Below are 23,439 nucleotides of genomic sequence, written 5' to 3' on the forward strand. Positions count from 1 at the left end.
ACCGTCGCGCCCGCCACCGACGACTCCGCCATCGTGGCGACGGTCGACCAGCTCGTCGCGAACGCCACCAAGGCGCTGGCCGAGTACGCCACGTTCACCCAGGAGGACGTGGACCGCCTGGTGAAGAAGGGCGCGGTCGCCGCGCTCGACCAGCACGGCCAGCTCGCCAAGCTCGCGGTCGAGGAGACCGGGCGCGGCACCTTCGAGGACAAGGCCGTCAAGAACATCTTCGCGTGCGAGCACGTGACCAACTCGATGGCGTCGCTGAAGACGGTCGGCGTGGTCAACGTGGACGAGATCCGCGGCATCACGGAGATCGCCGAGCCCGTGGGCGTCGTCGCCGGTCTGACCCCGGTGACCAACCCGACCTCGACGGCCATCTTCAAGTCGCTCATCTCGCTGAAGACGCGCAACCCGATCATCTTCGCGTTCCACCCGAACGCGCAGAAGTCGTCGGTCGCCGCCGCCAAGATCGTGCGCGACGCCGCGATCGCCGCCGGCGCGCCCGAGCACTGCATCCAGTGGATCGAGACGCCGTCCCTGGCCGCGACCAACGCCCTGATGAACCACCCCGGGGTGGCCACCATCCTGGCGACCGGCGGCAACGCGATGGTCCGCGCCGCCTACTCGTGCGGCAAGCCGGCCCTCGGCGTCGGTGCGGGCAACGTCCCGGCCTACATCGAGAAGACGGCCAAGCTCAAGCGGGCCGTCAACGACGTCGTGCTGTCCAAGGCGTTCGACAACGGCATGATCTGCGCCTCCGAGCAGGCCGTGATCCTGGACGACGAGATCTACGACGCCGCTCTGGCCGAGTTCGCCGTGCTGCACGCCTACAAGGTGACGCCGGCCGAGAAGGCCAAGCTCGAGCAGTTCATCTTCGGCGTCGAGGCCGGCGGCGAGAACTGCGGCGGAGCGAAGCTGAACCCCGCCGTCGTGGGCAAGTCCCCGCAGTGGATCGCCGAGCAGGCCGGCTTCTCCGTGCCGCGGGACACCTCGATCATCCTGGCCGAGGTCTCCGGTGTCGGCCCGCACGAGCCGCTGACCCGCGAGAAGCTCGCCCCGGTCCTCGCGGTGCTGCGCGCCACCTCCACCGAGCAGGGCTTCCAGCTCGCCGAGCAGATGGTGGAGTTCGACGGCCTGGGCCACTCCGCCGCCATCCACACGCAGGACGAGGCGCTGACCGTCGCCTACGGGTCGCGCGTCAAGGCGATCCGCGTCATCTGCAACGCGCCGTCGTCGCTCGGCGGCATCGGTGACATCTACAACGCCTTCATCCCGTCGCTGACCCTGGGCTGCGGCTCGTACGGGCACAACTCCGTGTCCAACAACGTCTCGGCGATCAACCTGGTCAACATCAAGCGCGTCGGGCGGAGGAACAACAACTTGCAGTGGTTCAAGGTCCCCGCCAAGACGTACTTCGAGCCGAACGCCGTCCGGTACCTGAGCGACATGGCGGGCATCGAGCGCGTGACGATCGTCACCGACTCGACGATGACCCAGCTCGGGTTCGTCGACAAGGTGATCGACGTGCTGCGCCGCCGGCCGAACAACGTCGCGCTGCAGATCATCGACCAGGTCGAGCCGGAGCCCTCCGTCAAGACCGTCCAGGCCGGTGCCGCGCAGATGCGCCACTTCCGCCCCGACACGATCATCGCCCTCGGCGGTGGCTCGCCGATGGACGCCGCCAAGGTGATGTGGCTGCTGTACGAGCACCCGGAGATCGTCTTCTCCGACCTCAAGCAGAAGTTCTTCGACGTCCGCAAGCGCGCGTTCAAGTTCCCGGTGCTCGGCGACCTGGCCAAGCTGGTCTGCATCCCGACCACCTCCGGCACGGGCGCCGAGGTGACGCCGTTCGCGGTGATCACCGACACCGAGGCGAAGAAGAAGTACCCGCTCGCCGACTACGCGCTGACCCCGACGGTCGCGATCATCGACCCGGTGCTGACCTCGCGGATGCCCCGGTCCCTGGCCGCCGACTCCGGGTTCGACGCCCTGACGCACGCCACCGAGGCGTTCGTCGCGGTGTACGCCAACGACTTCACCGACGGCATGGCGCTGCAGGCGATCCGCCTGATCTTCGACAACCTGGCGCAGTCGGTGAACGGCGACCCGGCCGACCCGGCGACCAAGGACGCCCGGGAGAAGATGCACAACGCGGGCACCATCGCCGGCATGGCGTTCGGCAACGCATTCCTCGGCATCGTGCACGCGATGGCGCACGTCATCGGCTCGACGTACCACCTGGTGCACGGCCGGACCAACGCCACGCTGCTGCCGCACGTCATCCGGTACAACGGCACCGTCCCGACCAAGCTGACCAGCTGGCCGAAGTACGAGAGCTACGTCGCGCCGGAGCGGTTCCAGCAGATCGCGGCGATGCTCGGCCTGCCGGCCTCGACTCCCGCCGAGGGTGTCGAGTCCTACGCGCTGGCCGTCGAGGCGCTCCGCGCCAAGGTCGGCATCCCGGCGTCCTTCCAGGCGCAGGGGGTGGACGAGCAGGAGTTCATGTCCCGGCTCGACGAGGTGGCGATGGGTGCGTACGAGGACCAGTGCGCGCCGGCCAACCCGCGCATGCCGATGATCGAGGACATGAAGGACCTGATGACCGCGGCCTTCTACGGCACGTCGCTGGAGGACGTCCGGGGCCGCCGCGAGCAGGCCAGCGCCTGACCGACTCCCCGACGGTCGCCTGACCGCGCTCGCACCGACGCCCCGCCCGGCACCGTCCGGACGGGGCGTCGGCCGTCTGCCGGCCGGTGCGACCTTCCCGCGCAGCGGGCGCGACGGCCACCGCGCGGGCAGACTGGATGGTCCGACTGCTGACCACGCACACCTGGAGGGACCGTGAGACCCGTCGGCACCGCCCACCGCCGCACCCGCGCAGAAGCCCTGACGGGTTTGGCGCTGGCCGGCACCCTGCTGCTCGGCACCGCCGCCTGCAGCACGGGCGACCTGAACAAGGCAGCCGCCTCCGCGACGTCGGCCGTCGCCGGGGCCAAGTCGGCGCTCGCGAGCGCCAAGCAGGCCGCCGACGACGCGGCCGCGAAGATCCAGCAGGCGAAGGACAGCCTGTCGGCCAGCGACTCGGCCGCACGGACCCAGGCCCAGACGGCGCTGGCGGCAGCCCAGAAGGCCGTCGACGAGGCCACCACGGCGCTGCAGCAGGCCGGGACGCAGGGCTCGGCGTCCGCGAAGGACGCGCTGGCCAAGGCGAAGACCGACCTGGCCGACGCGAAGACCCAGCTCGACGCCGCCACGGCGCAGGCGGGCGACAAGGGCAGCGCGGCCCTCGACGCGGTCCGCACCACGCTCGACGAGCTCAGCTCGAAGATCGACCAGGCGACCAAGGGCTGACGCCGTGCCCGTCCGGGCCCCGGCTCGACCCCGTGCCGCTCGGCGCGCCCGGGTGGAATCGCGCGTTCACCCGCGTGGCCCCTGGAAGTGTCACGGGCACCTGCCGATGGTGAAGGTATGACCATCCGCACCGACCCGAGCGGCCTCCCGCACCGCCGCGTGGCGTGGTGGGTCGTGTCCGCGTGGGGCTCGCTGGGCCTGCTGGTCGCGGGCGGTCTGATGGCGGCCGCCGGGGTCCGCTGACCGTCCGGACCGTCCGTCGGCCTATCCTCGCGGGCGTGCACCCGCTGCCGCCCCGCTGGCGTTCCGTCGCCGCCGCCACCGGCCTGCTGGACCCGTCCGGGACCGTCCGCTCGACGGTGTTCGCGGAGATGTCGGCGCTGGCCGCACGCACCGGCGCGATCAACCTGGGTCAGGGCTTCCCGGACGTCGACGGACCGGCCTCCGTGGCGCGGGCTGCCGCGGAGGCGATCGCGGCCGGTGCCAACCAGTACCCGCCCGGCACCGGGATCCCGGAGCTGCGCGCCGCCGTGGTGGACCACCAGCGCCGGCACTACGGGCTGCTGCCGGACGTGGACACCGAGGTGCTGGTCACCACGGGCGCCACGGAGGCGTTGACGGCGGCGGTGCTCGCCCTGACCGGACCGGGCGACGAGGTGGTGACGCTCGACCCCTTCTACGACTCGTACGCGGCAGCGATCGCCCTGGCCGGCGCCACGCACGTGACGGTGCCGCTGGTCCCGGGTCCGGACGGCTTCCGGCTCGACGTCGCGGCCCTGGGCGCGGCGGTCAACGACCGCACCCGGCTGATCCTGCTGAACACGCCGCACAACCCGACCGGCACGGTGCTGACGCGTGACGAGCTCACGGCGGTGGCCGACGCGGCGGTCCGGCACGACGTGGTGGTCCTCACCGACGAGGTGTACGAGCACCTGGTGTACGACGGCGCCGTGCACGTCCCCGTCGCCACGCTGCCGGGGATGGCCGAGCGCACGCTCACGGTGTCGTCGGCCGGCAAGACGTTGTCGTTCACCGGCTGGAAGATCGGCTGGGTGACGGGTCCGGCGGACCTGGTGACGGCCGTGCGCACCGTCAAGCAGTTCCTCACGTACGTGTCCGGCGCACCCTTCCAGCCGGCGGTGGCGTTCGCCCTGACCGACCCCGGCGTCGAGGCGTGGGTGCGGGAGCTGGCGACGTCGCTGGCACGGCGGCGGGACCTGCTCTGCGACGGCCTGCGCGCCGCCGGGTTCGACGTGGTGGTGCCGCGCGGCACCTACTTCGTGCTGGCGGATGCCGGACCGCTCGGGTACGACGACGGCACGAGGCTGTGCCGGGAGCTGCCCGCCCTGACGGGAGTGGTGGCCGTGCCGGTCGGCGCGTTCACCCACGCCGGGTCGGCCACCGAGCGCCAGCTGCGCTCCTGGGTGCGGTTCACCTACGTCAAACGGACCGAGGTGCTCGAGCAGGCTGCCGGGCGGCTCGCACGGCTCGCGCGGGGCTGACGGTCAGCCGGGGACGACGGTCCAGGCCGACCCGCGCCGGTACGCCGGCGTCGCGATGGCCAGCACCAGCACCCCGAGCACCGCGGCGCTCGCCATCACCAGCGCCATCGCGCGGGCGTCTCCTCCCAGCAGGCCGGACAAGGGGCTGACCAGGCCGCCCCCGGCGGCCTGCACGGCACCGAGCACCGCCGCGGCCGTGCCGGCCATGCGCCCGTAACGCGTCAGCGCCAGAGCAGAGGCGTTGGGTGGGGCGAGGTTGATCATCGACAGCGCGAGAGCCTGCACCACGAGCAGGCCCCAGAGCCCACCAGCCCCGGTGACCGCGAGCCCCAGCAGCACCAGGGTGAGGCCGGCGAGCACCGGCTGGGCCACCCGCAGGATCCGGATCGGCGCCACCCGGCGCACCAGGGCCGCGTTCACCTGCGCACCGCCCACGAGCCCCAGGCCGTTGACCGCGAACATCAGCGCGAACTGCTGGTTGCTCAGCCCGAACCCGACCCGGTACACGAACGGCGACGCCACCACGTAGCTCATCAGCACGGCTGAGGTCAGCCCCGGGATCAGCGCCAGGCCGACGAACTCCCGGTCCCGCACCAGCCGGCCGTACCCGGCGACCGCCACCCGCACGCCGCCGGACCGCCGCACGCTCGGCGGCAGCGTCTCGGGCAGCCGCCACCACACCGCCACCCAGAGCACCACCCCGAACACGGCCAGCGCCACGAACACCGAGCGCCAGCCCCACTGCCCGGCGATGAACCCGCCGACCGACGGCGCGAACAGCGGGGCCACGCCGATCACCAGCATCAGGCGGGAGATCAGCCGGGAGGCGTCGGCACCGACGAACCTGTCCCGGATGAACGCCATGGCCACCACGGTCGCCGCGGCGTTGAAGAAGCCCTGGACCGCGCGCAGACCGACGAGCACGCCGATCAGCGGCGCGACCGCGCAGGTCAGCGAGGTGAGCACGTGCAGCGCGACACCGACCAGCGCCGGGCGGCGGCGCCCGAACCGGTCGGACAGCGGGCCGATCACCAGCTGCCCCACGGCGCCGCCGAGCATCATCGCCGTCATGGTCAGCTGGGCGCCGGCGGCGGTGGTGTGCAAATCGCGCGCGACGTCCGGCAACGACGGCAGGTACATGTCCGTCGAGATGGCCGGCAGCGCGGTCATGAAGCCGAGCATCAGCACGTAGCGCGCGTCCGGACGGTAGACCGGCGCTGCGGGCGTGACAGCGTGCTCGGGCGGTGCGACCGTCCCGCCACCGGTGTCCGCCTCCGCCGCCGGCGCGTCCGCCGGTCGCGGCGCCGGCGGCCCGGACGGCCGTGCGGGGTTCGGGCGCGTCGAGCTCATGGGCCCCCATCGTCACACGCATCCGACGGCCGCCGCGAATCGATTCGATCGGCGCGTCCCGGGGCACGGCGCGCCCGTGTGGGAGGCGGGTGGCAGGGTGGGCGGCGTGTGCGGACGGTATGCGTCGTTCCGGGAGGACCAGGCGATCGAGGACGAGTTCGCCATCGCCACGGTGGCCGACGACGCACGGTTGCTCCCGCCGTCGTGGAACGTCGCACCGACCGACGGCGTCCGCGTGGTGGTGGAGCGGGCCGACCGCGACACCGGCGAGGTGACCCGCCAGCTCCGGGTGGCGCACTGGGGACTCGTGCCGTCGTGGGCCAAGGACCCGTCGATCGGCAACCGGATGATCAACGCCCGACGCGAGTCGTTGGCCGACAAGCCGGCGTTCGTGCGACCCTTCGGGCTGCGCCGGGCCATCCTGCCGGCCGACGGCTACTTCGAGTGGCAGGCGCTCCCGCCGGTGCCGGGGCAGCCGAAGGCCCGCCGGCGCAAGCAGCCGTTCTACCTGCACCCGGCCGACGGCGGCGTGCTGGCGCTCGCCGGTCTCTACGAGTTCTGGAAGGACCCGTCCAAGGCCGACGACGACCCGTCCCGGTGGCTCGTCAGCGTCACGATCGTCACCCGTCCCGCGGACCCCCGCTTCGCGGCGATCCACGACCGGCAGCCGCTGCTGCTGCGACCCGAGGACTGGGACGCCTGGCTCGACCCCGCGGTGGACGGTGAGGCGGCACGCCCCCTGCTCGATGCCCCGGGGCCGGAGCTGGTGGCCACCCCGGTGTCGACGGCGGTCAACGCGGTCCAGAACAACGGGCCGGAGCTGGTGCAGCCGGTGGACCCGGACTCCGACCCGGCCGGGGACGTCGACGACAGCCAGGTGCGGGACTCCGCCTGACGCCTGACTGCGCCCCGACGCTGCCGTCAGGCCCGCCCCAGCGCCACCGGTTCGACCGTCCCCAGCCCCTCGACGTCGCGTGGCGGCAGCGCGGTCAGGACGTACCGGGGGTCGTCGGCCAGCAGCGCCGCCGTGGTCGCGTCGACCCACACGCTGCTCGGATCCGTGATGTCCGTCAGCCGGGCGGCCAGGTTGACCGAGGCGCCGAACACGTCGCCGAACCGGGACAGCACCCGGCCCCACACCATCCCGACGCGCACCGGGGTCACGCCGCGCGCACCCTGCGTCAGGTCGTCGGGAACGGCGCCCGCGCCGTCGCCGAACCGCGCCGCGAGGCCGAGCGCGACCTCCGCACCCGTCACGACGTCGTCGGCGACGAACAGCACGGCGTCCCCGATCGTCTTGACCACGCGTCCGCCGGCCGCCGCGACGACGTCCCGCGCGGCCGCCTCGAAGCGCTGCACGAAGGCCGACAGGTCGGTCGACCCGAGCCCCGCGGTGCGCCGCGTGAACTGCACCATGTCGGCAAAGCCGACCGCGCGCGCCAGCGGCAGGTCGGACGGGCCCGTGCCGACCTGCCGCGCCTGCCCCAGCTCGGCCCCGAAGCGCCCGCCGATCGTCGCCAGCTGGCGACGGAACGCCAGCACCAGCTCCTGCTCGAGGACGGGGGCGATGGCGGCGAGCCGGTCGAGCACCAGCAGGCGTGCGCTCGCGTCGTCGAGCCGGTACCGGGTCGCTGCGTCCTCGACCAGGGCCTCCACCTGCCACAGGGCGAGGCGGTCGGTGGTATGCCCCAGGCCGCGCACGAGGGTGCGGACGGTCGACAGCTGCAGACCCTCGCGCCGCACCAGGTCGACGAGGGCCCGCACCGCCTCGGCGTCGCGCTCGGTGTACGCCCGCTCGTCCGGTTCGGCGGCCGCCAGCCCGAAGGTGCGCCAGAACGTGCGGACGGACTCCTCGTCCACGCCGGCGCGCAGCGCGAGGTCACCGGCGGTCAACGTGCGCGGACCGCCGAGCAGCACCTCGTCCAGCTTGGCGACCGTCGAGTCGGCAGGAGCGGGCTCGGCCGCCACCCCGGTCGCACCGGCGGTCCGGTCGCCAGGCCCGTCCGCGACGGTCGCGGCGGGGCTCGCGGCAACCCGGCCCACCTGTCCGCGCACGTGCAGCACGTCGCCGGCTGCCACCACGTGCTCGCCGTCCGGCCCGCCGACCACCAGGGCGCCGGTCGCGTCCAGCCGCAGCGCCGCCCCGTCGAGAACGCCGCCGCCCGGAAGCTCCACGTGCACGCGCCGGCCGAGCGTCTCGCACACGGCCGCGACCTCCGCCGCGACACCGGCGAGCGCGGCGTCCCCGTCCGCCGCCGCCCACCGGTCCACCACCTCGAGCACCGCGCTGACGACCGCGGTCAGCACGGTCTCCCGGTCGGTGTGCTGGGCGCCCGCCAGGGCGAGCGACGTCGCACTCTCCACGGGCAGCTCCGGGACCGTCTGGGAGACGTTGACGCCGATGCCGATCAGCACGGCCGCACCGGCACCGTCCGTCGCCCCGCCGGCCGTCGAGCCGCCGGGCAGCGCCACCACCTCCGTGAGGATGCCGCCGACCTTGCGGGCGGTCCCCCACCCGCCGAGCTCCGGGACGTGACCGTCCAGGTCCACCAGCACGTCGTTGGGCCACTTGAGCACCGCCGGCACGCCGGCGGTCGCCCGGAGGGCCGTCACGGCACCGAGCCCGGCCAGCAGCGGCAACCAGCCCCACCGCTCCGGCGGCACCCCGGGCCGGAGCACGAGGGTGGCGGTCAGCGCCGCCCGCGCGGGGGTGACCCAGCTGCGTCCCGCTCGCCCGCGGCCGGCCACCTGCTGGTCCGCCACCAGGAGCGAGCGGTCCGGCCACGACTCGGGGTCGACCCGCAGCTCGTCGGCCACGGCGCTGCTGGTCGACCCGACCGCGTCCACCACCTCGACCTTCGCCAGCGGTCCCCCTGGCGTGAGCAGCAGCTCACGGAGCTCACCCCGGCGCAGCGGGGGACGGTCGGCGGTCACCCGGCCATCATCGTGCAGTTGTGGGGTCCCCACGAGGTGCCGCGACGAACGCCGTGACGCGCCTGCACGGCACCGCGGGGACGCGACAACTAGCCTTCGTCGGGTGACTCAGACCGACCCCTCCGGCGCCCCACCGGCCGACCCGTCCTCGCAGGCGGACGCGCCCGATGCCGCCGCCGAGGCCTCCGGCACCGCCGCGAAGCTCGCCGACCTCGCCGCGCGTCAGCAGACCGCGATCGACGAGGCCGAGCGCACCGCCGCCGAGAAGCAGCATGCCCGCGGCAAGAAGACCGCCCGCGAGCGCATCGAGGCGCTCCTCGACCCGGGCACGTTCACCGAGATCGACGCCTTCGTCCGGCACCGGTCCACCAACTTCGGCCTGGACCGCAAGCGGGTGCCGGGCGACGGCGTGGTGGTGGGGCACGGCACGGTGGACGGCCGCGAGGTGTGCGTCTACTCGCAGGACTTCACCGTGTTCGGCGGCAGCCTCGGCGAGGTGCACGGCCAGAAGATCACCAAGGTGATGGACCTCGCCCTGCGTACCGGCGTCCCGCTGGTCGGCATCCTCGACGGCGGCGGCGCCCGCATCCAGGAGGGCGTCGCGGGCCTCACCCAGTTCGCCGAGATCTTCCGCCGCAACGTGGCGGCCTCCGGCGTGATCCCGCAGATCAGCCTGATCCTCGGCCCGTCGGCCGGCGGCGCGGTGTACTCCCCCGCGCTGACCGACTTCATCGTCATGGCGGACGGCACGTCGAACATGTTCATCACCGGTCCGGACGTGATCCGCGCCGTCACCGGCGAGGACGTCGGCTTCGAGGAGCTGGGTGGCGCGACCACGCACAACACCCGCTCGGGCGTGGCGCACTACCTCGCCTCCGACGAGGACGACGCGATCGACTACGTCCGCGCCCTGCTGTCCTACCTGCCGCCGAACAACCTGACCGACCCGCCGTCGTTCGCCCACGAGGCCGACCTCGAGCCGACCGACGAGGACCTGGCCCTCGACTCCCTGGTCCCGGACTCCGACTCCCAGCCGTACGACATGCGGACGGTCGTCGAGGCGGTGCTCGACGCCGGCGAGCTGCTCGAGGTCCAGTCGCTGTACGCCCCCAACGTGCTGATCGGGTTCGGGCACGTCGAGGGTCAGCCGGTCGGCATCGTCGCCAACCAGCCGATGTCGATGGCGGGCACCCTCGACATCAACGCCGCCGAGAAGGCCGCCCGGTTCGTGCGGACGTGCGACGCGTTCAACGTCCCGGTGCTGACGTTCGTCGACGTCCCGGGCTTCCTGCCGGGCACCGACCAGGAGTGGAACGGCATCATCCGCCGCGGCGCGAAGCTGATCTTCGCCTACGCCGAGGCGACGGTCCCGCTGGTCACCGTCATCACCCGCAAGGCGTACGGCGGCGCCTACATCGTCATGGGCTCCAAGCAGCTGGGCGCCGACGTGAACCTCGCCTGGCCCACGGCGCAGATCGCCGTGATGGGCGCCAGCGGGGCCGTGAACATCCTGCAGCGCGGGGCCCTCAAGGCCGTCGAGCAGGCCGGCGGCGACGTCGACGCCGAGCGCCGGCGCCTCACCGCCGAGTACGAGGAGGCGATCGTCAACCCGTGGGACGCCGCCGACCGCGGCTACGTCGACGCCGTGATCCACCCCTCGGCCACCCGCGCCGAGATCACCAAGGCGCTGCGTCTGCTGCGCACCAAACGAGCCACCCTTCCGGCCAAGAAGCACGGGAACATCCCCCTATGAGCGAGCACGAGCACGACGAGCACGACCACGACGCCGCGTCCCACGGCAGCGACCCGCTGCGGGACGTCGACCCGACGGCGCTGCACGCGGTCGTGGACAAGATGGCCGCCGCCCTGCACTCCTACGTCGAGACGGCGGTGGGCGTGCGGGCGGAGTTCGGCGCGCACGAGGCCGACGAGGACCCGCGGGTGCTCGCCCTCGAGTCGCAGGTCGGGACGCTGAACGCCCAGCTGTACGACCTGCTGCACGAGACGCTCGGCGTGCACGCCGACCTGACCGGCATGACGTGGGACGACGACGAGCACGACGAGGAGCCGTCCGACCAGGACGTCGACACGTTCCACCTCGGCTTCGTCGTCGGGCCGCCGACCGGCGCCAGCGACCTGACGCTCGACTCGGTGCTCGACCTGGTCGACGCGGGCGGCTCCGAGCTCGCGCACAAGCTGCAGGACGCGGGCTTCCAGGTGATCGAGTGGGGCGCGTCCCGGGGTGCGCCGATGAGCTTCGGGGACGACGACGAGGACGACGAGGGGTGACCGACACGCCTCACGTCCACGTGGTCCGCGGGACGCCGGACGACGACGAGCTGGCGGCGCTGGTCGCCGGGCTCGTCGCGACCGCACGGTCCGACGACGCGGCCCACGAGGGCGAGCACCCGGCCGCGTGGACGGACCGCCGGCGCACGGTGCGTCCCACTCCCGCGCCGACCCCGGGACCGGCCGCCTGGCGCTGGAGCCTGCACCCCTGACTGCCCTGCCGGTCGACGGATTCCGCGGGTGCCCGCGCAGGGCCCGTCGGTAGGGTCGGCCTGTGACCGCCGAGCAGCCCACGCGCCCGCACACCCCCGTCGACGAGGTGGCCGACTCCTACGTCGACCGCTACGCCGCGCTGGACCCGCTGCTCGCCACCGAGCTCGGTGTCACCGGGCACGACGCGGAGATGACCGACCTGTCCCCCGCCGGGCACGCCGCCCGCTCCGACCTGACCCGCGAGACGCTGCAGCTGCTCGACGGCGTCGACCCGGTGGACTCCGAGGACGTGACCACCCTCGAGGCGATGTCCTACCTGCTGGGCACGGACCTGGAGCTGGACGCCGCCGGCGAGACGCTGGCCACGCTGAACAACATCGCCTCGCCCGTCCAGGGTCTGCGGGACGTGTTCGACCTGATGGCGACCGACACCCCGGACGACTGGGCCGCCGTCGCCGCGCGGCTCGTCGAGCTCCCCGCCGCCGTCGCCGGCTACACCGAGTCGCTGCGCGCTGCCGCGGCCCAGGGACACGTCGCCGCCGCGCGGCAGGTGGCCGAGGCGGTGCGGCAGGCGCAGGAGCAGGCCGACCCGTCGTCGTCGTTCTTCCCCGGGTTCGTCGCCTCCGCGCCCGACCGGCTGGCCGGCTCGCTGCGGATCGAGCTGGAGCGCGGGGCGGCTCTGGCCGGGCAGGCCTACGCCGACCTGGCCGAGTTCCTCCGCGACCAGCTGGCACCGCTCGCCGGCGACCAGGACGCCGTCGGCCGCGACCGCTACGGCCTGCTCTCCCGGGCCTTCCTGGGCGCGACGGTCGACCTCGACGAGACCTACGCGTGGGGCCTGGACCAGCTCGCGGCCATCACCGCCGAGCAGGAGCAGGTCGCCGCGCGGATCGCCGGACCCGGCGCGAGCGTCGACGCCGCGGTAGCCGCGCTCGACACGGACCCTGCCCGGACCCTGCACGGCACCGAGGCACTGCAGGGGTGGATGCAGCGCACCGCCGACGCCGCGATCGCGGCGCTCGACGGCGTGCACTTCGACATCCCGGCACCGCTGCGTCATCTCGAGTGCCGCATCGCGCCGACGCAGACCGGCGGCATCTACTACACCGGCCCCTCCGACGACCTGTCCCGGCCGGGTCGCATGTGGTGGTCGGTGCCGCCGGACGTCACCGAGTTCAACACGTGGCGGGAGCGGACCACCGTCTACCACGAGGGCGTGCCGGGCCATCACCTGCAGGTCGGCGTCTCGGTGGTGAACCGCGAGCGGCTCAACCGCTGGCGCCGGCTGATGGCCTGGACCTCCGGGCACGGCGAGGGCTGGGCGCTGTACGCCGAGCGGCTGATGGCCGACCTGGGCTTCCTGGAGGACGACGGCGACCGCCTCGGCATGCTCGACGGTCAGCGGATGCGCGCCGCCCGCGTCGTGTTCGACATCGGCGTGCACCTGGGCCTGCCGGCACCGGAGCAGTACGGCGGCGGGACGTGGGACGCCGACAAGGGGTGGGCGCTGCTGCGGGACAACATCCACATGCCGGAGTCGTTCATCCGGTTCGAGTGGATGCGCTACCTCGGCTGGCCGGGCCAGGCGCCGTCCTACCTGGTGGGCCAGCGGCTGTGGCAGCAGACGCGGGACCACGCCGCGCTGGCGGCCACAGCCCGCGGCGAGGTGTTCGACCTGCGCGCGTTCCACGACCACGCGCTGTCGCTCGGCTCGCTGCCCCTGCAGGTGCTGCCGGCGGCGCTCACCAGGCGCTGACCGCCGTCCGCTGACCCGGGCTGCGCGGCGGCGCCCGCCGCAGCCCGGGTGCCGGCGTACCCGTCAGCCGAGCAGACCGGCGCCGTACCGGATGACGATCATCGCGAGCAGCACCACGCAGAAGGCGCCGGTGACGAACCAGTCGTTGCCGGACGCGACGAACCGGCGCGCACCCGCACCAGCCGAACCCGGCAGCGCCAGGTTGCCCTCGCGGACGTTGAACCGGGTCAGACCTGCCCACACCAGCGTCGTGGTGAACGTGATCAGCAGGCACCACGGGCACAGCGCGTGGATGACGAAGTACGACTGGGTGAACAGCCACAGCGCGAACAGCAGGCCGATCGTGTAGAGCGCCTGGGCGCCGAGCATGAACCACCGGGGGAACCGGACGCCGGCCAGCAGCGCGACGGAGATGGTCAGCACCACCGACTCGAACAGGATGCCGAGGAACGCGTTCGGGAAGCCGAGCAGCTGCGCCTGCCAGGTCCGGGCGACCGTGCCGCAGCTGATCGCGCTGCTGATGTCGCACGAGAACACTGCGCTGGGGTTCGCGGCCAGGTGCCAGGCCTCGATGGACAGCACGAAGGACGTGTAGAGCCCGAGCAGCCCGGACACGATCATCTCGATCGCGGTGCGGCGCACCCACCGCGTCGGGGCGGGAGCGAGGAGCTGCGGGTCGTCGGTCCCGTCGAGACCGACCTCGTCGTCGAGCACGTCGTCCACCTCGACGGCGTCGCCGCCGGACCCTGCGCGCGTGTGTGCCACGGCCCCTCCCCGTCTCGTCGTGCGTCATTGTGCCCGACGAACCCAGGCGCGACGGCCCGCCTGGGCCCCGCACCGGGGACGAACCGCCGGCACGGCCGCCGGGCCGCCCCGAGTCCGCGCGGCTACTGTTCCCCAGCGTGACGCGCCTGCTGCTGGCCTCCGCCTCCCCCGCCCGCCGTGCCACCCTGCGGGCGGCCGGGATCGAGCCGCTGGTGCTCGTCTCCGAGGTGGACGAGGACGCCGTGCTCACCGCCGCCGGTCCGGTTCCGCCCGCCGAGGCGGTGCTGCTGCTCGCCCGCGCCAAGGCTGAGGCCGTGCACACCGTCCTGCCGGACCGGCACCCGCGCACGCACGACCTGCTGCTGCTCGGCTGCGACTCGATGCTCGAGCTGGACGGCCAGGTGCTCGGCAAGCCGACGGACGCCGCCGACGCGGTGTCCCGCTGGGACGCGATGCGCGGCCGCAGCGGCGTGCTGCACACCGGTCACTGGCTGGTGGACGCCCGGGCGACGACGGCCGGCGGCGCCGGCCGGGCGTTCGGCGAGACCGCGTCGACCGTGGTGCACTTCGCCGACCTGTCGGACGCCGAGGTCGCGGCGTACGTCGCCACCGGCGAGCCGCTGCTGGTCGCCGGCGCGTTCACCGTCGACGGTCGCGGGGGGCCGTTCGTCGAGCGCATCGAGGGCGACCACCACAACGTCGTCGGCCTCTCGCTGCCGCTGCTGCGCCACCTGCTGGCGCGGGTCGACGTGCCGCTGACCGACCTCTGGGCCTGACCGACCCTGCTGCTCCCGCCCCACGTGTGGGACCTGCACAACCCGGACGGCACGCGCCTTGGTGGTTCGCCCAAACCTGTCCGGCACCGCCCAGCCGCACACGTCGCCGCCGTGGACCGGGCGTTACGGTGAGCCGTGCCCGCCATCACCAAGGTCCTGGTCGCGAACCGGGGCGAGATCGCCGTGCGCATCGCACGTGCCTGCCGCGATGCCGGTATCGCCTCGGTCGCCGTCTACGCCGAGCCCGACCGCGAGGCGCTGCACGTGCGGCTGGCCGACGAGGCGTTCTCGCTCGGCGGCGCCCGTGCCGCGGACACCTACCTCGACTCCGCCAAGCTGCTCGACGTCGCCCGGCGCGCCGGCGCCGACGCCGTGCACCCCGGCTACGGGTTCCTCTCCGAGAACGCCGCGTTCGCGCAGGCCGTGATCGACGCGGGTCTGGTGTGGATCGGTCCGCCGCCCGCGGCGATCGAGTCGCTCGGCGACAAGGTGAGCGCGCGGCACATCGCGCAGCGCGCCGGAGCCCCGCTGGTGGCCGGCACGCCGGACCCCGTGTCCGGTCCGGCCGAGGTGCACGCGTTCGCCGCCGAGCACGGGCTGCCGGTGGCGATCAAGGCGGCGTTCGGCGGCGGCGGGCGCGGCCTGAAGGTCGCCCGGACCGACGACGAGATCGACGAGCTCTACGAGTCGGCGGTGCGCGAGGCGGTCGCCGCCTTCGGCCGTGGCGAGTGCTTCGTCGAGCGGTACCTGGACCGGCCCCGGCACGTGGAGACGCAGTGCCTGGCCGACCAGCACGGGACGGTCGTCGTCGTCTCCACCCGCGACTGCTCGCTGCAGCGTCGCCACCAGAAGCTGGTGGAGGAGGCACCCGCACCGTTCGTCACGGCCGAGCAGCACGACGAGCTGGTCCGCGCGTCGATCGCCATCATGCGCGAGGCGGGCTACGTCGGCGCCGGCACCTGCGAGTTCCTGCTCGCGGCGGACGGCACCATCTCCTTCCTCGAGGTGAACACCCGCCTGCAGGTGGAGCACCCGGTCAGCGAGGAGGTCAGCGGCATCGACCTCGTCCGCGAGCAGCTGCGGGTCGCTGCCGGCGAACCGCTCGGCTACGACTCGGTCCCGACCCGCGGACACTCGATCGAGTTCCGCCTCAACGGCGAGGACCCGGCGGCCGGCTTCCTGCCCGCCCCGGGCCGGATCAGCACGCTGCGGTTCCCGTCCGGCCCGGGGGTGCGCGTCGACTCGGGAGTGGTCGAGGGCGACACCGTCTCCGGCGCCTTCGACTCGATGATCGCCAAGCTGATCGTCACCGGCGCCGACCGCCGGCAGGCGATCGAGCGGGCGCGCCGCGCGCTGTCCGAGCTCGAGGTGGTCGGCATCCCGACGGTGGTGCCGTTCCACCGGGCCGTGCTGCAGACCGAGGAGTTCGCGCCGACCGACCCGACGCAGCCGTTCACGGTGCACACCCGCTGGATCGAGACCGAGTTCGCGGACCGCCTCGCGGCCCTCGTACCGGCGGCCCCGAGGACGACGGCCGACGACGAGGACGACGAGCCGGACGCGCTGGAGCGCGTGGTGGTCGAGGTCGGCGGCAAGCGCCTCGAGGTCGTCCTCCCGGCCGCACTGGCCGGTGGCCGCACCGGCACCCGGGGCCGCGCGGCGCTGCCGACGGCACGCCGGCCGGTGCGTCGCGCTGCGGCGGCCAAGCCGGGCGGCACCACGCTGACGTCGCCGATGCAGGGAACCATCGTCAAGGTCGCCGTCGCGGAGGGCACCCAGGTGGCCGAGGGCGACCTGGTGGTGGTCCTCGAGGCGATGAAGATGGAGCAGCCCCTGCTGGCGCACCGCGCGGGCACCGTGACGGCGCTCAGCGCCGGGGTGGGGTCCAGCGTCTCCGCCGGCACCGCCATCTGCGAGATCGTCGGCTGACCGCGTGACGGACGCCGCGGTGCCGCCCCGTGACCGGCTGCACCGCCAGCCCGGCGACGGGTGGGTGGACTGCCGCTGCGGGCGCCGGCACTGGGGCCTGTTCGGTGCCGCCGGCCTGCTGCTGGTGCGGCGCGGGGCCGACGGGCGCCCGACGCACGTCGTGCTCCAGCACCGCGCCACCTGGAGCGACCAGGGCGGGACGTGGGCGCTGCCGGGCGGAGCGGTCGCACCCGGGGAGTCCGCCGTGGCGGGTGCCCTGCGGGAGGCGCACGAGGAGGCCGGCATCGACCCGTCGGCTGTGGCCGTCCGAGGTGAGCACGTGCTGGCGCACCCGGACTGGTCGTACACGACGGTGTTGGCCGACGAGGCGGGGCACGTGGTGCCCGCGGTGACGGACGCCGAGAGCACGGCCGTCGAGTGGGTACCCGTCGACCGGGTGACGCAGCGGCCGCTGCTGACGGCGTTCGCGGACGCGTGGCCCGAGCTGCTGCGGCGCATCGGCGGCTGAGCCCGCACGGCCTCTCGCGGTCACGCCGCCAGGTCGCCAGGCTTGTCAGCACATAGGCGGTTCCAGGTTAGGGTAGGCATACCTAACCACCTGACGTGACCTCGCCACGTCCTCGACGAGGAGCACCATGCCCCGCCGCCCCCGTGACCTGGCCCCGCTCGCCCTGACCGCCGCCGCGGCGCTGACGCTCACCGCCTGCGTGCCCCACCAGGTCGCCGCAGGCGGCCCGACGACCGCCGGGACGAGCACCGTGTCCGTCACGTCCACCTCCGACGCGTGCCGGATCTCCGCCACCGAGGCGACAGCGGGGCCCGTCACGTTCCGCGTGCGCAACGACGGTGCGGACGTGACCGAGTTCTACCTGCTCGGCTCGGACGGCCTGCGCGTGGTGGCGGAGGCCGAGAACATCGGTCCGGGGCTGTCCCGCGACCTCGTCGTGCGGCTCGAGCCGGGCACGTACCGCACGGCGTGCAAGCCCGGGATGGTCGGGGACGGGATCCAGGCCCCCTTCACGGTGGTCGGTTCGGCGGCGACGGTCGATGCGAGCCGTGCGGAGGTGCTGTCGACGGCGCAGACGTCGTACGTCGCCTACGTCCGCGACCAGACAGAGCAGCTGCTGGCGGGCACGCGCCGGTTCGCGGACGCGTACACGAGCGGCGACGACGCGGCGGCCCGCACCCTGTACGCCGCGACCCGGGTGCACTGGGAGCGCGTCGAACCGGTCGCAGAGTCGTTCGGCGACCTCGACCCGCTGCTCGACCTGCGGCAGGCCGACCTGGCCGCGGGGCAGACGTGGACCGGCTGGCACCTGCTGGAGAAGGACCTGTGGGCGCCGAGCGCCGAGGCGAACGGCGGGGCGGCATACGTGCCACTGACCCCCGCGCAGCGTCGGTCGGCCACCGACCAGCTGGTGGGCACCACGCAGCAGCTGCTCGACCGGGTGACCGCGACGGGCTTCACGGTCGAGGCGTCCCAGATCGCGAACGGTGCCAAGGAGCTGCTCGACGAGGTGGCCACCGGCAAGGTCACCGGCGAGGAGGAGGCGTGGTCCCACACCGACCTGTGGGACCTGCAGGCGAACCTGGACGGCGCGTACGTGGCGTACCAGGTGCTCGCCGACCTGGTGCGCGCCACCGACCCCGACCTGGCCAGCGACCTCGACGAGCGCTTCCGGGCCGTCTCCGCGCTGATGGCGACGCACGGGTCCTACGACGCCGGGTTCGCCGCCTACGACTCCCTCGGCGCCGACCAGGTCAAGCAGCTGTCCGGCGCGGTGGACGCGCTGTCCGAGCCGCTGTCCCGGCTCGCGGCGACCGTGGTCGCCGCGTGACCCGACGACCGCCGCCCGGCCGTCCCGGCGACACCACCGCGACGGCGCCCCACGCCCTGTCCCGCCGCGCGTTCCTCGGCCTCGGGTCCGGCGTCGTCGCCGCGGGAGCGGCCGGGGTCGCCGGCTTCGGGCTCGGTCGGCGCACCGTGGTCGACCGGCCCGCAGGCTCCTCCGCAGGCGTCCACCCGTTCACCGGGACGCACCAGGCAGGGATCGTCACACCGGCTCAGGACCGCCTGTACCTGGCCGCGTTCGACGTGACGACGACGTCCCGCGACGAGCTGGTGGGGCTGCTGCGCCGCTGGACGACGATCGCCGCGCGGCTCACGCAGGGCCTTCCGGCCGGTCCGCTCGGTCCGGTGTCGGGCGTGTACGACGCACCGCCGGACGACACCGGTGAGGCGCTCGGCCTGCCGGCGGCACGGCTGACGCTGACGTTCGGCTTCGGCCGCTCGCTGTTCGTCGGGGACCGCGCCGCGGCGCACGACCGCTTCGGCCTCGCGGCGCGGCTGCCGGACGGGCTGGTCGAGCTGCCGCACTTCGCGGGCGACGCCCTCGACCCGGCGCGCAGCGGCGGCGACCTGGTGGTGCAGGCGTGCGCCGACGACCAGCAGGTGGCGGTGCACGCCGTGCGCAACCTGTCCCGTGCGGCGTTCGGAGCCGCGTCGATCCGGTGGACGCAGCTGGGCTACGGACGCACGTCGTCCACGTCCGCCGCCCAGCAGACGCCGCGGAACCTGTTCGGCTTCAAGGACGGCACGGCGAACGTGATGGCGGAGGAGACGGACGCCCTGGCCGAGCACGTCTGGGTGCCGCCGGCCGGCGGGTGGCTCGCAGCCGGCACGTACCTGGTGGCGCGGCGCATCCGCATGAGCATCGAGACGTGGGACCGCGCGTCGCTGCGCGAGCAGGAGGCCGTCGTCGGGCGCACCAAGGGCGAGGGGGCGCCGCTGTCCGGCGGCAGCGAGCACACGGAACCGGACCTCGGGGCCACCGGCGCGGGCGGGACGCCGCTGGTCCCGCGCACGTCGCACGTCCGACTGGCGCACCCCAGCTCCAACGGCGGCGTCCGGATGCTGCGGCGGGGGTACACCTTCACCGACGGCAACGACGCCCTCGGCCGGCTCGACGCCGGGCTGATGTTCCTCGCGTTCGTCCGCGACCCGCGCACGCACTACGTGCCGATGCAGACGACGCTGGCCAGGTCGGACGCCATGGGTGAGTACGTGCAGCACACGGGTTCGGGGCTGTTCGCGGTGCCGGCTGGGGTTCCCGACGGCGCCCTCGTGCTCGGTGCCGACGGCACACCGGTCACCACGGGACGCAGCCCGTTCGTCGGAGAGGTCCTGTTCACCTGACTCGGCCGTTAGGTTAGCCTTACCTCACTGGCATTCGTTCTCGTTCCGCCCCGCTCCATGCCAGCTCCCCGCCCGCTCCACGCCCCTCCCGGGCCCGCGTCGAAGGCAGACCACATGCTCGCCAACTACCTGATCGGCCTCCGCGAAGGCCTCGAGGCCGCGCTCGTGGCCAGCATCCTGGTCGCCTACCTCGTCCGGCTCGGCCGCCGGGACCTGCTGCCGGCGCTGTGGACCGGCGTCGCCGCGGCCGTCGCCGTCTCGCTGGCGTTCGGCGCGCTGCTGACCTTCGGACCGTCGGGACTGGCCTTCCGCGCCCAGGAGGCGGTCGGCGGCACGCTCTCCCTCGCCGCGGTCGCGCTGATCACCTGGATGGTCTTCTGGATGGCCCGCACGGCCCGGTCGATGCGCTCGGACCTGCAGCACCGGCTCGACGGCGCCGTGGCGGCCGGGCGCGCGGCGGTCCTGGTCACCGCCCTGCTCGCGGTCGGACGCGAGGGCCTCGAGACGGCCCTGTTCCTGTGGGCGGGCGCTCAGGCGGCCGGGACGACGAGCGCCGCACCGTTGGCCGGCGCCGCCCTCGGCCTGGCCACCGCTTTGGTGCTCGGCTGGGCGCTGTACCGCGGGAGCGTGCAGCTGGACCTGCGCGTGTTCTTCGCCTGGACGGGTGCGTTCCTCGTGCTCGTCGCGGCAGGCGTGGCGGCGTACGGCGTCCACGACCTGCAGGAGGCCGGGATCCTGCCCGGCGAGGACGCGCTGGCGTTCGACGTCTCCGGTGCCGTACCACCCGGCAGCTGGTACGGCGTGCTGCTCAAGGGCGTCCTGAACTTCTCGCCCGCGACGACGTGGCTGCAGGCCGCCGTCTGGGTCGGCTACGTCGCCGTCGTGCTGACCGCCTTCGTGCGGACCGCGGTCCCGCGGCGCGTGCGGCGCCCCGAGACCGCGGCGGTCGCAGCCGGCTGAGGGCCGAGGCGTCGAGACGCCGGGCGGTCGGTCCGGCGGAGGTTCAGTCCACCGGTCGGTGGTGCAGCATGCGCGCCACCTCCGCGATGGTGCCCGACATCGACGGGTACACCGTGATCGCGTCGGCCAGCTGGTCCGCCGTCATCCGGTGCGCCACCGCGAGCGTCAGCGGGAACACCTGCTCGCTGGCCCGCGGTCCGACGACGACGGCGCCCAGCACGGTCCCGCTCGAGGGGTGCGCGAACAGCTTCACGAAGCCCTCGTGCACGCCCAGCATCTTGGCGCGCGGGTTGCGCGCCAGGGGCAGGCTGCTGACCTCGTAGGGCGTGCCGGTCTCCCGCAGCCGCGCCTCGGACAGGCCGACGGTGGCGATCTCGGGCGTGGTGAAGACGTTCGCGGCCACACCCCGCAGCGACAGGGGTGCGACGGCGTCGCCGAGCGCGTGGGACATCGCGATGCGGCCCTGGGTGGCAGCGACGGAGGCGAGCGGGAGCACGCCGGTGCAGTCGCCGGCCGCGTAGACGCCGCGCGCGGAGGTACGGGACACCTGGTCGACCAGCACGTGCCCGCCCGGCCCCAGCCGTACGCCGGCCTCCTCGAGCCCGAGCCCGGTGGTGCTGGGGACGGAACCGACCGCGAGCAGCACGTGGGAGCCGGTCACCACCCGCCCGTCGGACAGCTCCACCTCGACACCGTCGGCCGTGCGGCGGGCCGCGACCGCCCGGGTCCGGCCGAGCACCGTCATGCCGCCGGCGGTGAACACCTGCTCGAGCAGCGCGGCGGCGTCGGCGTCCTCGCCCGGCAGCACCCGGTCCCGGCTGGAGACCAGCACCACGTCGACGCCCAGCGCGCTGTAGGCACCGGCGAACTCGGCACCGGTCACGCCGGACCCGACCACGACCAGCCGGCTCGGCAGCTCCGCGAGGTCGTACAGCTGCGTCCAGGTCAGGATGCGCTCACCGTCCGGCATCGCCTCGGGCAGCACGCGTGGTGTCGCACCGGTCGCCAGCAGCACCACGTCGGCCTCGACCACCAGGTCGTCCCGACCCGCCGGGGTCCGGACCGCCACGTGCTGGGCGTCCTGCAGCGACCCCTCGCCGAGGAGCACCCGGACGCCCTCCCGCTCCAGCCGCGCACCGATGTCCGCCGACTGGGCGGCCGCGAGCGCCTTGACCCGGGTGTTCACCGCCGCCAGGTCGATCGTCGGCCGCTGCGCCTTCGGCACACCCACCCCGAGCTCGGGCGCCAGCGATGCCGTGGTCATCCACTCTGCCGTGGCGATCAGCGTCTTGGACGGAACCACGTCGGTCAGCACGGCGGCCCCGCCGAGCCCCGTGCGCTCCACCACGGTGACGTCGGCCCCGAGGCGCCGGGCGACCAGCGCCGCTTCGTAACCACCCGGCCCTCCGCCGACGACGACGACACGACCGGTCGGGACGGCAGGAGCGCTCACCCCCGCATTGTGCCGATGCTCGCCCGGACCCGCTCACCTGGGCACGGAGTGTCCGCCGCTAGCCTTCGAGCCATGACCGGACCCGTGCCCGACCCCATCGCCGGCGAGACGCTCGCCACCGTCCCCGACCTGGACGACCCCGCCACCGACCCCGCGGAGGTGGCGAACGCCGCGGCCGCCGTGATCGCGGCACGAACCGGGGTGCCCCACCACGACGTGGCGCTGGTGCTCGGCTCCGGCTGGGGCGGCGCGGCGGACCTGCTGGGCGAGACGGTCGCCGAGCTGCCGAGCCACGAGGTGCCGGGGTTCAGCCGGCCGGCCGTCGTCGGCCACACGGGCACGTTGCGGTCGGTTCGGTACGCCGCGCCCGACGGGACGGACCGGTTCGCCCTGGTGCTCGGGTCGCGCACGCACCTGTACGAGGGTCGCGGCGTGCGCCGCGTGGTGCACGGGGTCCGCACGGCGGCCGCCACCGGCGCCCGTGCGATCGTGCTGACCAACGGCTGCGGCGGTCTCGACCCGGCCTGGGCTCCCGGCACGCCGGTGCTGATCAGCGACCACATCAACCTCACGGCGACCTCGCCGCTGGAGGGCGCCACCTTCGTCGACCTGACCGACCTCTACTCCGCGCGGCTGCGCGCGGTGGCGCACGAGGTGGACCCGACGCTCGCCGAGGGCGTGTACGTGCAGTTCCGCGGGCCCCACTACGAGACGCCGGCGGAGGTGGCGATGGCCGGTCGGATCGGTGGCCACCTGGTCGGCATGTCCACGACGCTCGAGGCGATCGCCGCACGCCAGGCCGGACTCGAGGTGCTCGGTGTCTCTCTGGTGACCAACGCGGCGGCCGGGATCAGCCCGGAGCCGCTGTCCCACGCCGAGGTGCTGGCCGCCGGCGCCGCGGCCGGCCCGCGGATCAGCGCGCTCCTGGCGCAGGTGGTCCGGCGGATCTGACCGGCGGTGCC

At 74.0% G+C, this 23,439-nt stretch carries 20 protein-coding genes; 16 read left to right on the forward strand and 4 right to left on the reverse strand.

Annotated elements, in window-relative coordinates; genetic code table 11:
• Positions 1-33 precede the first annotated feature (33 nt).
• The 4 genes from adhE (at position 34) to N0B34_RS12080 (ending at position 4,856) form a co-directional block, all read left to right on the forward strand.
• Complete coding sequence (gene adhE, locus N0B34_RS12065; RefSeq protein ID WP_412175747.1) at positions 34-2,670, forward strand: bifunctional acetaldehyde-CoA/alcohol dehydrogenase; 2,637 nt, start codon at positions 34-36, stop codon at positions 2,668-2,670.
• A gap of 174 nt (positions 2,671-2,844) precedes the next feature.
• Complete coding sequence (locus N0B34_RS12070) at positions 2,845-3,354, forward strand: hypothetical protein (protein WP_263731648.1); 510 nt, start codon at positions 2,845-2,847, stop codon at positions 3,352-3,354.
• A 117-nt stretch (positions 3,355-3,471) separates the two neighbouring features.
• Positions 3,472-3,597, forward strand: coding sequence for a molybdopterin oxidoreductase (locus N0B34_RS12075; protein ID WP_263731649.1), 126 nt, complete (start codon positions 3,472-3,474; stop codon positions 3,595-3,597).
• Between the two features lie 35 nt (positions 3,598-3,632).
• Entirely contained in the window at positions 3,633-4,856 is a 1,224-nt protein-coding gene (locus N0B34_RS12080) for a pyridoxal phosphate-dependent aminotransferase (protein ID WP_412175738.1), read from the forward strand.
• A gap of 3 nt (positions 4,857-4,859) precedes the next feature.
• Here N0B34_RS12080 and N0B34_RS12085 read toward each other — a convergent pair whose 3' ends face one another.
• Entirely contained in the window at positions 4,860-6,206 is a 1,347-nt protein-coding gene (locus tag N0B34_RS12085) for a multidrug effflux MFS transporter (RefSeq protein WP_263731650.1), read from the reverse strand.
• A gap of 106 nt (positions 6,207-6,312) precedes the next feature.
• On the opposite strand from N0B34_RS12085, the gene N0B34_RS12090 reads away from it, so the two are divergent.
• Positions 6,313-7,101, forward strand: coding sequence for an SOS response-associated peptidase (locus N0B34_RS12090; protein ID WP_263731651.1), 789 nt, complete (start codon positions 6,313-6,315; stop codon positions 7,099-7,101).
• Between the two features lie 26 nt (positions 7,102-7,127).
• On the opposite strand, the gene N0B34_RS18050 is transcribed toward N0B34_RS12090, so the two are convergent.
• Positions 7,128-9,140 carry a biotin--[acetyl-CoA-carboxylase] ligase gene (locus N0B34_RS18050; protein ID WP_318529987.1) on the reverse strand — a complete coding sequence of 671 codons (2,013 nt, stop codon included), beginning with the start codon at positions 9,138-9,140 and terminating at the stop codon, positions 7,128-7,130.
• Between the two features lie 103 nt (positions 9,141-9,243).
• Between N0B34_RS18050 and N0B34_RS12105 the strand changes: the two genes are divergently transcribed.
• The 4 genes from N0B34_RS12105 to N0B34_RS12120 all read left to right on the forward strand — a co-directional run bounded on the left by N0B34_RS12105 (position 9,244) and on the right by N0B34_RS12120 (position 13,398).
• Positions 9,244-10,893, forward strand: coding sequence for an acyl-CoA carboxylase subunit beta (locus tag N0B34_RS12105; protein WP_263731652.1), 1,650 nt, complete (start codon positions 9,244-9,246; stop codon positions 10,891-10,893).
• A complete protein-coding gene (locus N0B34_RS12110; protein WP_263731653.1) occupies positions 10,890-11,429 on the forward strand; it encodes a hypothetical protein in 540 nt (179 codons plus the stop codon). Before N0B34_RS12105 ends, N0B34_RS12110 begins: the two co-directional genes overlap by 4 nt.
• Entirely contained in the window at positions 11,426-11,641 is a 216-nt protein-coding gene (locus tag N0B34_RS12115; RefSeq protein ID WP_263731654.1) for an acyl-CoA carboxylase subunit epsilon, read from the forward strand. The genes N0B34_RS12110 and N0B34_RS12115 overlap by 4 nt, the downstream gene beginning before the upstream one ends.
• A 62-nt stretch (positions 11,642-11,703) precedes the next feature.
• The gene (locus N0B34_RS12120; protein ID WP_263731655.1) at positions 11,704-13,398 is read left to right on the forward strand and encodes a DUF885 domain-containing protein; all 1,695 of its coding nucleotides are present in this window, start codon (positions 11,704-11,706) and stop codon (positions 13,396-13,398) included.
• A gap of 63 nt (positions 13,399-13,461) precedes the next feature.
• On the opposite strand, the gene N0B34_RS12125 is transcribed toward N0B34_RS12120, so the two are convergent.
• Positions 13,462-14,019 (reverse strand): vitamin K epoxide reductase family protein, encoded by a 558-nt coding sequence (locus N0B34_RS12125; protein WP_412175748.1) that lies wholly within the window; start codon positions 14,017-14,019, stop codon positions 13,462-13,464.
• A 281-nt stretch (positions 14,020-14,300) separates the two neighbouring features.
• On the opposite strand from N0B34_RS12125, the gene N0B34_RS12130 reads away from it, so the two are divergent.
• The 6 genes from N0B34_RS12130 (at position 14,301) to efeU (ending at position 21,024) form a co-directional block, all read left to right on the forward strand.
• Positions 14,301-14,939, forward strand: coding sequence for a Maf family protein (locus N0B34_RS12130; protein ID WP_263731657.1), 639 nt, complete (start codon positions 14,301-14,303; stop codon positions 14,937-14,939).
• Positions 14,940-15,074: 135 nt separating this feature from the next.
• A complete protein-coding gene (locus tag N0B34_RS12135; protein ID WP_263731658.1) occupies positions 15,075-16,868 on the forward strand; it encodes an acetyl/propionyl/methylcrotonyl-CoA carboxylase subunit alpha in 1,794 nt (597 codons plus the stop codon).
• A 4-nt stretch (positions 16,869-16,872) separates the two neighbouring features.
• Positions 16,873-17,376: an NUDIX domain-containing protein gene (locus tag N0B34_RS12140; protein WP_263731659.1), complete on the forward strand. Its 504-nt coding sequence runs from the start codon at positions 16,873-16,875 to the stop codon at positions 17,374-17,376.
• 127 nt (positions 17,377-17,503) lie between these two features.
• Positions 17,504-18,706 (forward strand): iron uptake system protein EfeO, encoded by a 1,203-nt coding sequence (efeO, locus tag N0B34_RS12145; RefSeq protein WP_263731660.1) that lies wholly within the window; start codon positions 17,504-17,506, stop codon positions 18,704-18,706.
• Positions 18,703-20,064 (forward strand): iron uptake transporter deferrochelatase/peroxidase subunit, encoded by a 1,362-nt coding sequence (efeB, locus tag N0B34_RS12150; RefSeq protein WP_263731661.1) that lies wholly within the window; start codon positions 18,703-18,705, stop codon positions 20,062-20,064. The genes efeO and efeB overlap by 4 nt, the downstream gene beginning before the upstream one ends.
• 114 nt (positions 20,065-20,178) lie before the next feature.
• The gene (gene efeU, locus N0B34_RS12155) at positions 20,179-21,024 is read left to right on the forward strand and encodes an iron uptake transporter permease EfeU (RefSeq protein WP_263731662.1); all 846 of its coding nucleotides are present in this window, start codon (positions 20,179-20,181) and stop codon (positions 21,022-21,024) included.
• Between the two features lie 43 nt (positions 21,025-21,067).
• On the opposite strand, the gene N0B34_RS12160 is transcribed toward efeU, so the two are convergent.
• Complete coding sequence (locus tag N0B34_RS12160; protein WP_263731663.1) at positions 21,068-22,477, reverse strand: NAD(P)H-quinone dehydrogenase; 1,410 nt, start codon at positions 22,475-22,477, stop codon at positions 21,068-21,070.
• Positions 22,478-22,549: 72 nt separating this feature from the next.
• Between N0B34_RS12160 and N0B34_RS12165 the strand changes: the two genes are divergently transcribed.
• Entirely contained in the window at positions 22,550-23,428 is an 879-nt protein-coding gene (locus N0B34_RS12165; protein ID WP_263731664.1) for a purine-nucleoside phosphorylase, read from the forward strand.
• Positions 23,429-23,439 lie beyond the last annotated feature (11 nt).

Source organism: Cellulomonas sp. SG140, assembly GCF_025770785.1.
Taxonomy (GTDB): domain Bacteria; phylum Actinomycetota; class Actinomycetes; order Actinomycetales; family Cellulomonadaceae; genus Cellulomonas.

Bases quoted from the DNA above. Each gene is read 5' to 3' on its own strand.
- N0B34_RS12075 (WP_263731649.1), top strand. From the start codon at position 3,472: ATGACCATCCGCACCGACCCGAGCGGCCTCCCGCACCGCCGCGTGGCG.
- N0B34_RS12085 (WP_263731650.1), bottom strand. From the start codon at position 6,206: ATGAGCTCGACGCGCCCGAACCCCGCACGGCCGTCCGGGCCGCCGGCG.
- N0B34_RS12110 (WP_263731653.1), top strand. From the start codon at position 10,890: ATGAGCGAGCACGAGCACGACGAGCACGACCACGACGCCGCGTCCCAC.
- N0B34_RS12125 (WP_412175748.1), bottom strand. From the start codon at position 14,019: ATGATCGTGTCCGGGCTGCTCGGGCTCTACACGTCCTTCGTGCTGTCC.
- efeO (WP_263731660.1), top strand. From the start codon at position 17,504: ATGCCCCGCCGCCCCCGTGACCTGGCCCCGCTCGCCCTGACCGCCGCC.
- efeU (WP_263731662.1), top strand. From the start codon at position 20,179: ATGCTCGCCAACTACCTGATCGGCCTCCGCGAAGGCCTCGAGGCCGCG.
- N0B34_RS12165 (WP_263731664.1), top strand. From the start codon at position 22,550: ATGACCGGACCCGTGCCCGACCCCATCGCCGGCGAGACGCTCGCCACC.